The 13,124-nt window shown below is 61.0% G+C and carries 16 protein-coding genes, 2 pseudogenes and 1 riboswitch; of the genes and pseudogenes, 9 read left to right on the top strand and 9 right to left on the bottom strand.

All coding sequences use genetic code 11. From position 1 onward, the window contains the following. The first annotated feature begins 44 nt into the window (after positions 1–44). The 3 genes from EYD00_RS02760 (at position 45) to EYD00_RS02745 (ending at position 2,712) form a co-directional block, all read left to right on the top strand. Positions 45–953, top strand: coding sequence for an ABC transporter permease (locus tag EYD00_RS02760; RefSeq protein ID WP_004440601.1), 909 nt, complete (start codon positions 45–47; stop codon positions 951–953). Further along, complete coding sequence (locus EYD00_RS02755; protein ID WP_004440598.1) at positions 946–2,049, top strand: quaternary amine ABC transporter ATP-binding protein; 1,104 nt, start codon at positions 946–948, stop codon at positions 2,047–2,049. The genes EYD00_RS02760 and EYD00_RS02755 overlap by 8 nt, the downstream gene beginning before the upstream one ends. Positions 2,050–2,424: 375 nt before the next feature. Continuing rightward, positions 2,425–2,712 carry a hypothetical protein gene (locus EYD00_RS02745; protein ID WP_004440595.1) on the top strand — a complete coding sequence of 96 codons (288 nt, stop codon included), beginning with the start codon at positions 2,425–2,427 and terminating at the stop codon, positions 2,710–2,712. Between the two features lie 10 nt (positions 2,713–2,722). Here the strand turns inward: EYD00_RS02745 and dmeF are convergent, their stop codons facing one another. Together dmeF and dmeR are read right to left on the bottom strand one after the other, a co-directional pair. After that, complete coding sequence (gene dmeF, locus EYD00_RS02740) at positions 2,723–3,754, bottom strand: CDF family Co(II)/Ni(II) efflux transporter DmeF (RefSeq protein ID WP_004440592.1); 1,032 nt, start codon at positions 3,752–3,754, stop codon at positions 2,723–2,725. A 20-nt stretch (positions 3,755–3,774) separates the two neighbouring features. Continuing rightward, positions 3,775–4,047, bottom strand: a complete 273-nt coding sequence (gene dmeR, locus EYD00_RS02735) for a Ni(II)/Co(II)-sensing transcriptional repressor DmeR (protein ID WP_003509296.1) — start codon at positions 4,045–4,047, stop codon at positions 3,775–3,777. A gap of 129 nt (positions 4,048–4,176) precedes the next feature. On the opposite strand from dmeR, the gene EYD00_RS25825 reads away from it, so the two are divergent. The 5 genes and pseudogenes from EYD00_RS25825 (at position 4,177) to EYD00_RS02710 (ending at position 7,293) form a co-directional block, all read left to right on the top strand. Continuing rightward, positions 4,177–4,524, top strand: coding sequence for a hypothetical protein (locus tag EYD00_RS25825; protein ID WP_004440589.1), 348 nt, complete (start codon positions 4,177–4,179; stop codon positions 4,522–4,524). 60 nt (positions 4,525–4,584) lie between these two features. Continuing rightward, on the top strand, positions 4,585–4,998 hold the full coding sequence (locus tag EYD00_RS02725; protein WP_004440587.1) for a MerR family transcriptional regulator: 414 nt from the start codon (positions 4,585–4,587) through the stop codon (positions 4,996–4,998). A gap of 76 nt (positions 4,999–5,074) precedes the next feature. Then, positions 5,075–6,023 (top strand): annotated as a pseudogene (pip, locus tag EYD00_RS02720) (prolyl aminopeptidase). Positions 6,024–6,216: 193 nt separating this feature from the next. After that, the gene (locus tag EYD00_RS02715) at positions 6,217–6,705 is read left to right on the top strand and encodes a GNAT family N-acetyltransferase (RefSeq protein ID WP_003509304.1); all 489 of its coding nucleotides are present in this window, start codon (positions 6,217–6,219) and stop codon (positions 6,703–6,705) included. A gap of 21 nt (positions 6,706–6,726) precedes the next feature. After that, on the top strand, positions 6,727–7,293 hold the full coding sequence (locus tag EYD00_RS02710; RefSeq protein ID WP_004440580.1) for a type 1 glutamine amidotransferase family protein: 567 nt from the start codon (positions 6,727–6,729) through the stop codon (positions 7,291–7,293). Between the two features lie 170 nt (positions 7,294–7,463). On the opposite strand, the gene EYD00_RS02705 is transcribed toward EYD00_RS02710, so the two are convergent. The 6 genes from EYD00_RS02705 to EYD00_RS02680 form a co-directional block, all read right to left on the bottom strand. Then, positions 7,464–7,778, bottom strand: coding sequence for a hypothetical protein (locus EYD00_RS02705; RefSeq protein ID WP_004440577.1), 315 nt, complete (start codon positions 7,776–7,778; stop codon positions 7,464–7,466). A gap of 3 nt (positions 7,779–7,781) precedes the next feature. Then, on the bottom strand, positions 7,782–8,495 hold the full coding sequence (locus tag EYD00_RS02700; protein ID WP_004440575.1) for a CbtA family protein: 714 nt from the start codon (positions 8,493–8,495) through the stop codon (positions 7,782–7,784). A 10-nt stretch (positions 8,496–8,505) separates the two neighbouring features. Beyond that, positions 8,506–8,688, bottom strand: coding sequence for a CbtB domain-containing protein (locus EYD00_RS02695; protein ID WP_004440573.1), 183 nt, complete (start codon positions 8,686–8,688; stop codon positions 8,506–8,508). A 159-nt stretch (positions 8,689–8,847) separates the two neighbouring features. Then, a riboswitch (cobalamin riboswitch) is annotated at positions 8,848–9,085 on the bottom strand. A 46-nt stretch (positions 9,086–9,131) separates the two neighbouring features. Further along, positions 9,132–10,052 carry a c-type cytochrome gene (locus EYD00_RS02690; protein ID WP_004440571.1) on the bottom strand — a complete coding sequence of 307 codons (921 nt, stop codon included), beginning with the start codon at positions 10,050–10,052 and terminating at the stop codon, positions 9,132–9,134. Positions 10,053–10,140: 88 nt separating this feature from the next. Then, positions 10,141–10,575: a c-type cytochrome gene (locus EYD00_RS02685; RefSeq protein ID WP_004440570.1), complete on the bottom strand. Its 435-nt coding sequence runs from the start codon at positions 10,573–10,575 to the stop codon at positions 10,141–10,143. A gap of 117 nt (positions 10,576–10,692) precedes the next feature. Continuing rightward, positions 10,693–11,322, bottom strand: a complete 630-nt coding sequence (locus tag EYD00_RS02680) for a LysE family translocator (protein ID WP_034496270.1) — start codon at positions 11,320–11,322, stop codon at positions 10,693–10,695. Between the two features lie 133 nt (positions 11,323–11,455). On the opposite strand from EYD00_RS02680, the pseudogene EYD00_RS02675 reads away from it, so the two are divergent. Next, positions 11,456–12,164: pseudogene (locus EYD00_RS02675) on the top strand (helix-turn-helix transcriptional regulator). Here the strand turns inward: EYD00_RS02675 and EYD00_RS02670 are convergent. Further along, positions 12,153–12,998 carry a metallophosphoesterase gene (locus tag EYD00_RS02670; RefSeq protein WP_034496272.1) on the bottom strand — a complete coding sequence of 282 codons (846 nt, stop codon included), beginning with the start codon at positions 12,996–12,998 and terminating at the stop codon, positions 12,153–12,155. The pseudogene EYD00_RS02675 and the gene EYD00_RS02670 overlap by 12 nt on opposite strands. Positions 12,999–13,124 lie beyond the last annotated feature (126 nt).

Genomic DNA, 13,124 nt, shown 5'->3' with positions numbered 1-13,124 from the left:
TCCGCCGCACCATTCCCCAACAACCCAAAGGGAAAACAACAATAATGGCCCTCTGCACCTACCTGCCGGACCTGCTCTGCAAGTTCCCGGCAATCGACAACTCCACCATGCGCGTGGCTCGCAAAACCATCGATGACGGGTTTCGCGATATCGTGCGCAATTACGGCGATGCGATCGACGTCGTCGTTCACCCGCTGCAGCTTTTCCTCAATTCCTCGGAGCGTCTGTTCATCCAGACGCCGTGGATCATTACCATGCTGGTCATTCTCGCCATCGTGCATCTGGCCGGACGCAGCTTCAAGATCACAGGCGGCACCGCCATTTCCCTGCTGATGATCGGCGCGGTCGGCCTCTGGCGCGATGCCATGACGACGCTCTCCATCGTCGCCATCGCTACCCTGATCGCCATCGTCATCGGCCTGCCGCTCGGCATTCTGATGGGTCGTTCCGAACGCCTGCAACGTCTCATCAATCCCGTGCTCGACGTGATGCAGACCCTGCCAAGTTTCGTTTATCTCATCCCCGTGGTGGTGATTTTCGGCATCGGCAAGGTTCCGGGCCTGATCGCAGTGGTGATCTATGCCATTCCACCCGTCATCCGCCTGACCAGCCTCGGCATCCGTTTGGTCGATCGCGAAGTGCTTGAGGCGGCAGACGCCTTCGGCTCCTCTAACGGTCAGAAGCTTTTCAATGTGCAGCTACCACTGGCGTTGCCGACCATTATGACCGGCATCAACCAGACCATCATGATGGCGCTCGCCATGGTCGTCGTCGCCTCCATGGTCGGTGTCGGCGGGCTTGGCAAGAATGTGCTGCAGGCCATCAACAACCAGTTCTTCACGGTGGGCTTCCTGAACGGTTTCGCTCTGGTCGCCATCGCCATCATGTTCGACCGGGCGAGCCAGGCTTTCGGCAAGCGCCTGCAGAAATACCGCGAGGTCTCCCATGGCTAAAAGCATCGAAATCAGGAATCTTTACAAGATCTTCGGCAAGCATCCCGAGAAGTACCTCGAAGCGGTGCGTAAAGGCATGGACAAGGTCGAGCTTAACGACAGGCACAACCACGTTCTCGGCCTCAACAACATCAACATCACCATGCCGGGCGGCAAGATCACCGTCGTCATGGGGCTGTCAGGCTCCGGCAAATCGACACTGATCCGCCACATCAACCGGCTGATCGACCCGACCGCCGGCGAAGTTCTTTATGACGGCGAGGATATCTGCGGCATGAGCGCCTCGGCGCTCAGGCAATTCCGCCGCCACAAGACGGCGATGGTGTTCCAGAAATTCGGCCTTCTGCCGCATCGCACGGTACTCGAAAACAGCGTCTACGGCCTCGATATCCAGGGCGTACCGCGCAAGCAAAGCGAGGAAAAGGGCCGTTACTGGCTGGAGCGTGTCGGCCTTGCCGGTTACGAGGATTATTATCCGAACCAGCTTTCCGGCGGCATGCAGCAGCGCGTCGGCCTTGCCCGGGCGCTTGCCAATGACGCCGATATTCTCCTGATGGACGAGGCCTATTCGGCGCTCGATCCACTGATCCGCGTGGATATGCAGACGATGCTGCTCGATCTGCAACAGGAACTGAAGAAGACCGTTGTATTCATCACCCATGATCTCGACGAGGCTTTGCGGCTGGGCGACCATATAGCCATCCTGAAAGACGGCGAAGTGGTGCAACAGGGCGACGGCCAGAGCATCATCCTCTCGCCGGCCGATGGTTACGTCACCGACTTCGTGCGCGATGTCAATCGTGGCCGCGTGCTGCAGGCAAACACTGTCATGGAGCCGCTGGAGAGCAAGCCCGAGGGCATGCCGGTCCCCGAGACCGCAACGCTCGAAACCATCGCCCGCGACATGTCGGAAGCCAACGAGACGCAGGCCCATGTGGTGGACGAGGACGGCAAGCCGGTCGGCAGCATCGGGCTTGATACGCTGGTGGCTGCGATGGTGACGCCCGCGCCGCAGGAGGTTGAGGCGGAGGTGAAGGCGGAGGAGCCGGAAAAGCTCCAGGAAACGGTTATGTCGGTGGAGAAGGAAACGGCGTAATCCGGCACCGGACGGATTGGCCGCGTCCGCGAGATTTCCTCTTTCCGTCATACCGGCCTTGAGCCGGTATCCAGCCAGCCCAGGTCCTTGGGCTGAAAGGACTCTCTCGCCGCGCAGACGCGCGTCGGCTGGATTCCGGCTTAAGGCCGGAATGACGGGAGTGAGGTATTCACGGCGCCAGAAATTTAAACCGGACTGTAATGCCGCGAGGCACAAAGCTCGCAATTGCCTCCTGCCCCGTCTTCACTATGCCAAAACGAAGCACTACTTCGCCGGCTGTCAACCCTCGACAGTCGCTGCAGCGCAGCAAGCGCAAGTTTCGGACAAGTCGCCGCCGTTAACCATTCGTTAACTTTTGAACGCGGAATCACCGACATGCAGATCGAAAGCAACATTGGCGGATATAACTATCAGGGTCGCATCCGCGACATCGAAAAAGCTGGCAGCGCCCAAAGCGCGCCGGAGGAGCAGGCGGTAAAACGCGGCCCCGGCAACCCCACCGTTTCCAGCACCATTCTTTCCCAGTCGCTGGCCAACGTTCTATGGGCCGTCGGCAACGGCAGCGCGCCGGCCTATCAGGATGCGGCCACCGCCTCCCCCGAGGACAAGGCGGAAGCGCAGGCTGAATGGGTACGCAGCGCCTATTCGGAATATACCGAATAGGCGATTCCAATCAGCCTCTTGCCGGGCTGACTTCCACCGTCACATGCGAGAGTTCATGTATGGCGGCAAGTTTCTGCTTATAAAATGCCGGTGCTTTGGGCGCCTGCGAAAGGATCGCCACGATGGCGGCGTGATGCCCCGGCCCCACCTGCCAGACATGCAGATCGGTAATGCGATCCTCTTCCGTTTCCACGCTTTCACGGATTTCCTGAGGCAGATCCTCGGCCGACGGCAGCGCGTCGAGCAGGGTTGTCGCCGTGGAGCGGATCAGGCCCCATGACCAGCGGGCAATCACCAGGCCGCCAACGATACCCATCAACGGATCAAGGAACGACCAGCCGTTCCACTTGCCGAGCAGCAGCGCGACGATTGCCAAAACCGAGGTCAGCGCATCCGCCAGCACATGCAGATAGGCAGCGCGCAGATTATTGTCCCGGCCGCCCTTTGCCCCGTGCCCGGCGTGGTGCTCGGCATGGGACCCATGATCATGGTGGGCGTGGCTGCCGTGCCCATGGTGGGCATGTGAGCCGTGGGCATGACCGTGGCCGTGGCCGTGGCCGTGGCCATGATCGTGGTGATGGTCATCCTTCAAAAGCACCGCGCTGAGAAGATTGACGGCAAGGCCGATGATGGCGACGAGGATGGCCTGGTTGAAATCGATCTCGACGGGACTGACGAGGCGCATCCCGCTTTCCACGGCAATCAGCAACGCCACCACCGCCAGCACGATGGCGCTGGCAAAACCTGCGAGATCGCCGAACTTGCCGGTGCCGAAGGTGAAGCGTGGGTTGCGGGCCTCGCGGCGGGCATAGAGATAAGCGAGTGCCGAAATCAGCATCGCGCCCGCATGGGTGGACATGTGCCAGCCATCCGCCGTTAGCGCCATGGAGCCGTACCAGTGACCGGCGACGATTTCCGCCACCATCATCGCCGCGGTCAGCGCGATGACCATCCAGACGCGCCTTTCATTACGCTCGTGGTTCTGGCCAAGGAAAACATGGTCGTGACCGGCTGCTGCGCGGTATTCGGATGTCGTCGTCATGTCGCTTAATCCTGTCGGTTTTACCGGATGTAGGTCTTCAGCACCTGGGCCAGCTCTTCCGCCGCCCGCGCCCGTTCGTCTTCATTTTCAGCATGCACCACGTGCTCGTGCAGATGCTCCTGCATTACCTCCCCCGTCAGGCCCGAAAGCGCGCCGCGTACCGAAGCGAGCAGCTGCAGCACCTCGCCGCAGGGCTTGGCATCATCGAGCGCACGTTCGACCGCTTCCATCTGCCCTTTCAGGCGGCGGATGCGGGCGAGAAGCTTTTCCTTGTTGCGGATGGTATGGGACATGGCCGACCTCATATACTATAGGGGGGTATAGTATATTTCCCATGTTTTTTGCGCAAGTCGTGTGAGACGCAATCCTCGCGAATGTTTCGGGCATTAAAAAACATCCATCAGAACTTAGGGGACTCAGTCATGACGACTATTGCAGCAACCAGCAGCATCAATTTCACCTCTCCTGCCCGGAGCATCGAGCCGGCGCGGAGCAGGGAGACACAGTCCACCACCGAAGCTTTGCAGGAGTTGACGCGGGCGGCCCATCGCGCCATTTCGGTGGCCGGCAATGTCGCCACGTCCGTGGCACCGCTCGCCAGCGCTTCCGCGAGCCTTGCTGCGGCCCTCTGGAACATGGATAGCGGCGCCTCCGCCGCAACCGGCGTCAATGCTGATGTGGCCGCCTCCACACAGCCCGATATGGCAAGCCTCGAATCGCAGGTTCTGAAGGCGCTTGCCCAGGCACTCGGCGTGGAGGACGCTGCCTGACCCCATTGAACGACGGGCCGAAAGGCCATATCTCTAGAGACTGGAGATATGGAGAAAGCCATGCTGTCCATCGGTGAACTGTCCAAACGCACCGGCGTCAAGGTGCCGACGATCCGCTATTACGAGCAGATGGGCCTCATCCGCGAGGCGGATCGTTCGGAGGGCAATCAACGCCGCTACGAAAAATCCGATCTCGAACGGCTGGCCTTCATCCGCCACGCGCGCGATCTCGGCCTGAACATAGACGCCATTCGCGAGTTGATCGCACTCAGCCAGCACCGGGAAATGCCGTGCGAGGGTGCAGACCGCATCGCCGCCGAACATCTTGCCGATGTGCGGGAAAAAATCGCCAGCCTGAAGAAGCTGGAACACGAACTGGAGCGGATCGTCTCCCATTGCCACGGCCATTCCATCGAGGATTGTTATGTCATCCGCGCGCTTTCCGATCACGGCATGTGCGAGGGGGAGCATTGAGCCGAGAAGAGGCTGACATTCGAATGTCACGTGCACCCGGTAATCGCCTCTTGCCCGCCTGAAAAAAGGACGTCAGATGGCCGAGCTCTTCCCTGAAATCACGCCATCAGACACGATTTTCCTTGATGTTTCCGAGGGCCATCGGCTGCACGTGACGATTGCCGGCAATCCGGCGGGGCGGCCTGCAATCCTGCTGCATGGAGGGCCTGGTTCAGGATTGTCATCGACAGCGCGATGCTATTTCGATCCTGCCATTTTCCGCATCGTCCAGTTCGACCAGCGCGGCTGCGGTCAAAGCACGCCAAACGCCGCTGATAGTCTCGAGCATAACACCACGCATCATCTGATCGATGACATGGAGGCCATTCGCTGTGCCCTCGCGGTGGAAGACTGGCTGATCTACGGCAGTTCATGGGGTTCCACGCTGGCCCTCGCTTACGCACAGCGCCATGCAAGACCATGTTCGCGGCATGGTTCTGGCCGGCGTCACCACCACCCGGCAGAGGGAAATCGACTGGCTGTACAAGGGGCTGGCAATGTTTCTGCCGCAGCAGTGGCAGCGTTTCATCGCCGCGATCCCCGATGACATGTCCAGGCAAGATCCGGTCGGCGCCTATCGCCGGCTTCTGAATGATCCCGATCCCGCCGTGCGCGCGACGGCCGCCTTAGAGTGGCACCTGTGGGAGGCGGGCTCGATCAGCGCGGAGGGCATTTCGGCCTTTCCGGAGAAATGGCGCGACAGCGCGTATATTCTCGCCCGCGCCCGCCTCTGCGCCCATTATTTCCACCATGCGGCCTGGCTGGATGATGGCGCGCTCCTGCGCAACGCCGGAGACCTCGCCGGTATTCCCGGGATACTCGTTCAGGGCATGCGCGACTTGCAGGGGCCGCCCGTCACCGCTTTCGAACTTGCCGAGGCGTGGCCGGGAAGCGAGCTTGTTACCATCGATGGCGCTGGCCATTCGACGGGCGATGCGGGCATGGAAGACGCAATCCTGTCGGCAATTGCGCGATTTGCGAATTGACCCGCTTGACAGATGGCGGATTCGGGCGCATTTCATTTTCCATGATCAACGAACGCGCACCCATCTCCTGCTCGTATTTTTGGGCCTTCCTCTAAGGGCGGCTCGACAGATCATATTGTCAACAAGCCGCCGTCAGGCGGCTTTGTTGTTTTCAAACGTCCTGACGGCACCGATAAGACCAAAGGACCGAAAAATGACCGAAGATAGCTCCCTGACACTGGAAAGACCGCCCGTCGTCATCATCCGTGGCGCGCGCAAGACGGATCTGCCCGAACTCAACGAGATGATCACGCTGTTGGCCTCCTACCACGGCGATGCGGCGGCGATCACGCCGGCGAAACTGGAGCGCGACCTGTTCGGCCCGCTGCCCTGGGTGCACGGTCTCGTGGCCGAGGCCGATGGCGCGTTGATCGGTTACGCCCTGCTTCTGCCGCTCTACAGGGCGCAGGAGGGCCGCCGCGGGCTCGAACTGCATCATCTCTTCGTGCGCGACGGCCATCGTGGCCATGGCACCGGCCAGCATCTGGTTTCCCGGGCCCGCGATATCGCCAAGCGTCTCGGCTGCGACTATCTTTCCGTCAGCGCCACAACCGGCAATGTGGCGGCGCATCGTTTCTACGAAAACATGGATTTCGCGCCCCGCCCGGTGACCGGCATGCGCTATATGCAGTCCATCGCCTGATTAAAAAACACGGAGACGACCATGACACGGATCGCCATTGCGCTCGCCCAGGATTTTGCTGACTGGGAGCCGGCGCTGCTTGCCGCCGCGGCGCGCAGCTATCTCGGTGTCGAGATCGTCTATGCCACGCCGGACGGACGTCCGGTAACCTCCATGGGCGGGCTGAAGGTGACGCCGGATACATCCTATGACGCGCTCGATGCCGTTGACATCGATGCGCTGGTCATTCCCGGAGGCCTGAGCTGGGAAAAGGGAACAGCTGCCGATCTCGGCGAACTGGTGCGCCGCTTTCGCGAGAAGAACCGACTGGTGGCCGGCATCTGCGCGGCGGCAAGTGCGCTGGCAGGCACGGGCGTTCTGAACGCCGTTGCCCATACCGGCAATTCGCTGGCTTCGCACAGGGCCTATTCGGCCTATGGCGGCGAGACGCTTTACCGCGACCAGCCGAAAGCGGTCAACGATGGCGGCATCATTACCGCGGCCGGCAGCGCGCCAGTCAGTTTCGCGGTGGAAATTCTGAAAAGCCTCGGCCTCTTTGGTCCGGAAGCCGAGGCCGAACTTCAGGTTTTTGCGGCGGAGCATCGCTGAGGCATAGCCGCCTCGGTTGTTCGCGCTCCCCTACTCCCCGTCATTCCGGCCTTGAGCCGGAATCCAGCCGACGCGCATCTGCGCGGCGAGATGACTTCTTTCAGCCCAAGGACTTGGGCTGCCTGGATTTCGGCTCAGGGCCGGGATGACGGAGGTGAGAACAGCGATGATTATCGCTGATCCAGCACCCGGCACACACGTGCTGCGTGATCGCCGCCCTCCCCGGCAATCGCCCGGCGAATATCGCGGCTGTTCAGATGCAGGCTGCGGCCGGCGGGTAAATTTGCACGTTTGATCTTGGCGAGTGCCGCCGCCACAAAGGCGGCCTGATGGTGTTGGAAAAAGGCAAGAGCCGCCTCATCCGCCGGGCTCGGGCCCAGTACCGCCTTGAAGGCGAGACGATGCACGGCGCAGCAAGCGCCGTGACCGGGAACTGCAAAACGCAGCGCATCGAGTTCCTCACTCCAATCCGCTGCGTCCTCCATGACTTAGGCCGACTGGAAGCGCTTGAGGAAAAACGTGCTCAATGTTCCGAGCAAAGCCCAGAAGACGAAGCTCGTAACCGTAGCGGCGACGATGAACTGACGCTCCAGCGGCAGCGGTGCCAGTGCATGTTCGCCTTGCGGCGGCAGGGGCGCACCCACCACATGCGGCGCGACGATCAGCAACAGCGCCAGGACGATGGCCCAGGGTTCGCGACGGAAGGCGATCAGCGCGATGCCGCCGGCTGTTGCGGCAACGGTTGCGAGCCACCAGATTTGTCGTGCCTCAAGTGCTGCGGCGGGGCTGCCCGGCAGTTCCGGCGGCAGGCCGATCATCGGGGCGAGCATGACGGCGGCAAATCCGGCAATGCCCCACAAAAGCCCCTCACGCCAGCCGCCATTGGTGCCGCGCAGCGAAATCAGTCCGGTCAGCACCAGCGCATAACCGATCGCGGTCAGGACATTGGCGGCAACCGTATAGGCAGTGCGTTCGAAACCATCGGCCGGAGCCCAGGCCTCTTCATTGTGCTCGTGGGCGGGAGCCACAGCACCGGGCGCCGTGGCCTCGTGGCTGTGGGCAGCTTCACCGCCCGCGCCCTCATAGGTCTCTGCCTGAAGGATGAGCGGCGTGGTGCCGAAGGCCTGCATGGCTGAAACGGCTAAGCCGCCGAGGATGCCGACGAGAACTGCGGTAAAGACGATATTGCGAAAAGACGACATGACATTCCCCTCAATGGCAGGGGAAGGCATTGGCATGACGCGTGTCATGGGCGGCATTGTGAACGGCTTCCACATGCGAGAAACCGACAAAACCGACAACGAACAGGCCAAGCACGATCGCCGTCAGCGATTGCGCGAAGCTGCCCGTTTTTGCTGAAACGGCTGAATTGGCCGTATTCTGGTGGATGGACATGGTGACCCCTCTCCGGCGCGACCCCGCGCCTCTGGATGCGGTCGAACGGCAAAGCCATACGACCGCCTGCGATACACTTCACCACGGGGATACGAGACTGACACAGGGGGCATCGATCTTGCCACCCTGACATTCCGCTCTTCCGGACACCCCGCCGGCATGGACATTTCCGTGATGGCAGGTCTCCTGGCTTACGGGTCAAAACCTGAAACACCTTCCCGGCATCACCTCGCCTCAACCGGAAACGCCGGTTCGGTCGAAGGGTCTGCCAGTGGCATTTCGTTTCAGGCTCTCCGCTCACAGTTGCGGGGGCAGCCACGAATGAGGATTTCTCCCTATCGTGTTCCCTTTTCACCTTCCGGAACGCCCGGAAGGAACCATCACAGGGTTGTTATCCGCCGCGTGGGGACGGGAGTCAATGGGCACGCATGCCAACGGGACCCTCAGCGCGCCGGGATCGCCTTCAGATAGGCGGCGATCGCGTCGCGGTCCTCGGCTGTCAGATGCGCCATGTTCTGCTGCACCTTCACCATGGAACCGCCGACACTGTCGAATTCCGGGGTGAAGCCGGTTTCGAGATAGCTCGAAATATCGGCCTCGGCCCAGCTTCCGATGCTTTGCGAGCCGGGGGTAATGTCCGGAATGCGGCCTTCGCCTTCCGGATTGGGGCCGCCGGCCAGCCACTTGCCCTTCAGGAAGCCACCGAGCGCATTGCGCGGCGTGTGGCATTCGCCGCAATGGCCCGGACCTTCCACCAGATATTGGCCACGCAGAAGTTCGGCATTGGCATTGGCCAGCTCGACGCGCGGCGGTGCCGAAGGGTCGAAATACAGGAACTTCCAGCCGCCGAGCGCCATGCGCATGTTGAAGGGGAACGGCAGATCGTGGTCGGGCGCATCGTTCTGGCTCGCCGGCAGGGCCTTCAGATAACCGAAGAGGTCATTGATGTCCTTCTGCGTCATCCGGGCATAAGAGGCATAGGGGAAGGAGGGGTAGAGATGTTCGCCGTTCTTTCCCACACCGCGCGTCATGGCATCGCCAAATTCCGCCAGCGTCCAGCCGCCGATGCCGTGCTGCGGATCAGACGAAATATTTGGAACATGAAAGGTGCCGAAGGGGCTTTTCAGTGCCTGCCCGCCTGAAAGCGTCAACAGCGCTTCACCCTTAGCATCCGGCGCGGCATGACAGCTTGCGCAGCCGCCCGCCCAGAACAGCGTCTCGCCATTGGCGAGATCCGGCTCACCGAGGCTCACCCAATGGCTGGGCGCCTGGCGCTGCGGCGCGGTCACCCATGCGAAAATCCCGTAGCCCGCAACGGCCGCGACCACGATCCCGCCCACAAGCTTCGTCCAAATGGAAGACATGCCCCTCTCCCCATTCTCCCCTGACATTGTCAGGTGTCTTTCGTGACGGAAAAACGCCGCCCGGGAGCGGCGTTTCAAACTCGTTCGATTATTTCTTCAGGCGATAGGTCTGGTGGCAGGTGCCGCAATCGGCGCCCAACGTCTGCATGGCGGTGGTTACACCCGCCTGATCGGTGGGGAGATTGGCGAGAATCTTATCCGCATCTGCGCCGAGCTTGGCGGACTTGGCCTTGAAGTCATCGAAGTTTTCCCAGATCGCGGGCGCTGCCGCGCTGCCGGTCTCGGTGCCGGCGGGGAACTGGTCGGGGAAAGCCTTGGCATTGGTGCTGATGGTCGTCACGGCGGCCTTGACGGCTTCGGCGTCGAAAGGCTTCTGGCCCTTGGAGATGGCGGCGAGCGCTCCCATGGAGCCACCGATCTGCTTCATCATGCCTTCACGTTTTTCGACTTCGCCGGCAGCATAGACCGCTCCGGCGCAAAGACAGCCGAACAGCGTGGCCGCTGCGATTGTTTTCAGTTTCATACACTCTCTCCTTGATTCCGGCGGGCGCCGGACGCTTGATGGAACGCCGCGAGGATGCCCTTTCCACATGGCGAAAAGAAGTCACATTGCGGTGAATTCCATCGTGAAAACAGAAGCCTAAGACAAGGCTTCCCACAATGTGAGAAGTGCTGCGGCAATCAGCATGAAACCGGCGATGCGGCCGATGACGATCGTAACCGCGGGAGAGGAAACGAGCCATGCGCGGCTTCTATCCGCCGTCAGCGCCAGCGCGCCATAAACGGTGAACTGCGTTACCGCCACCATCGCACCCATCACCAGCCCCTGCATCCAGATCGGCCCATAGGCGGGTTTGAGAAACTGTGGGTAGACGGCCATCATGAACAGGTAGGCCTTCGGGTTTGACAGGCAGGTCAACACCGCCCGCCAGAATGCCTTTTTCACCGAAGCGCTTGCTTCAGCCTCATCGCCGTTCACGACAATCGCACTGCGCACCAGACCGATACCGATCCAGACCATGTAAGCCGCGCCGACGACAAGCAGCGGCAGGAACAGCGACGGCATCCATGCGGCAAGCATGCCGACACCCAGCGCGCCATACAGCGAATGCACGATGCCGCCGGCGCTCATGCCGACGGCGGCGGAAAGGCCGGTTCTCCTGCCACCTGTCAGCGCGCTTGCCAGCACGAAGAGCATGTCCATGCCCGGCAGGATGATGATGCCGAAGAGGACAACAAAGAAAAGCCAGAGATTTTCGACATAAGTCATGTCAGTATCTTTCATACCGGATAGAGGTGCATTCGAGAAACCCCATGTTTCTCAATGTATTTTTCCGTTTATAGGGAACGCCAACTGACAGCGTTGTGTCAGTTGCGTGGGAAAATCCATCGGGAAGACGGCAATGCGCAAGGCCTCAAGACTGTTCGAGATCATCCAGATTTTGCGGCTGGCGCGCCGCCCGGTGACCGCGCAGACGATTGCCGACATGCTGGACAACAGTGCGCTCGGTCTATCGCGATATGGCAGCCCTTCAGACCATGCGTGTGCCCATCGCAGGGGAACGCGGCGTGGGGTATATTCTCCGGCCCGGTTTCAACCTGCCGCCACTGATGTTTTCCATTGAGGAAACCGAGGCAATCGTGCTGGCGCTCGCCATGGTCGACCGCACCGGCGATATGGAATTGCGCCGGGCCGCGAAGAAGGCGAGCGACAAGATTGCCGCGTCTCTGCCCGAACCGCTGTCAAAGACCCTTTCCGCCAATGCCCTCCACGCCTGGGGCAGCATCGCGCCGGCACCGGCAGGACTTGATCTCTCGACGGTCAGGCGTGCGGTGCGCGACGAGGAGACGCTGGAAATCATCTATCGCGATGAAGCCGGCGCGGAAACGCGGCGGCGGGTTCGGCCAATCGCGGTGATCTATTACTCCGAAACCGTAAATATTGTCGCCTGGTGCGAGCTGCGGCAGGCCATCCGTAATTTCCGCTCGGACCGGGTGCAGAGCTGCCAGGCGACCGGCAGCTTCTTCAAGCTCGAAGGCGAGAAGCTGCGGCAATTGTGGATGGCCGGCTGGCAGAGCAACCAGCCGGCCATCCCTTACTCACAACCGTAAGAGGCGATCCTCCTCCCGCCCGAAACCGCGAATGGCGATTCGGTCGGCAAAGACATCGGCGATGGCGAAGGTGTTCTGGTCGGGCGTGTCGACCATGCCCTTGAAATTCACGAAATGTGTATTGCCCGATACGCCGTAATTGCCCTCATGGTTATGGCCGTTGAACCATGCGATGGCGCAAGGATGGGCGTTGAGAAGATCAAGGATGCGCGGCGCGTCCCACATGTTATGGGCGTTTTCCGGATAGACAGGGTAGTGGCACAGCACGATGACTCTTTCGCCCGCCGCATCCGCCTTTTGCAGAGCCGCCCGCAGCCAGTCGAACTGCTCGTCGCCAAGCGAGGCGTTCCAGTCCTGCGCGTTGATTGCGCCTACATCCGAGAGGCGCTTCAGCCGCTCGGCAGCAAGGGTGCGACGCGGATCCCCAACCGGTGGGGCGAAAAGGCTGACGTCATTGCCATCAAGCACGGCGAAGCGGATGCCGCCGACGGTAAAATCATGCCAGGCGGCGGCCATGCCGAGGCGGGCGTGGACGCCAGGCAAATGCTCGGCGGCAACGGCGAAATCGTGATTGCCCGGCAGCAGGAGCGAGCGGTGGCGAAGCCGGTCGTAAACGGCAAGAATCGCATCGAAATTTTCAAAACCGCGATCGATGATGTCGCCCAGCGTCACGACGAAGGCCAGATTTTCGCGATTGAAGGCATCCACCGCCTCCGCGAGCTTTTTGGGACTTTCGCGATAATGACGGCCCATCTCGGGACGCGGATCGATATCGGCATATTGGGGATCGGCGACTATGCCGAAGGAGAAGAGAGGAGTTGTTTTTTCAGTCATGATGCGCCGCGATAAACCCGGCGGATGACAGGCTTGTGACAGGAGCAGAATATGCTCCAAAGCAAAACACCCGGCCTGAGAGCCGGGTGTTCAATAGGTGGTACCGCAAGCTTTCCGTCGCCATGC

It is taken from the genome of Agrobacterium sp. 33MFTa1.1 (genome assembly GCF_004328495.1).
Classification (GTDB): Bacteria; Pseudomonadota; Alphaproteobacteria; order Rhizobiales; family Rhizobiaceae; genus Agrobacterium; species Agrobacterium pusense.
The sequence above is the reverse complement of the archived record's forward strand: the minus strand, read 5'-3'. Positions and strand labels throughout refer to the sequence as shown.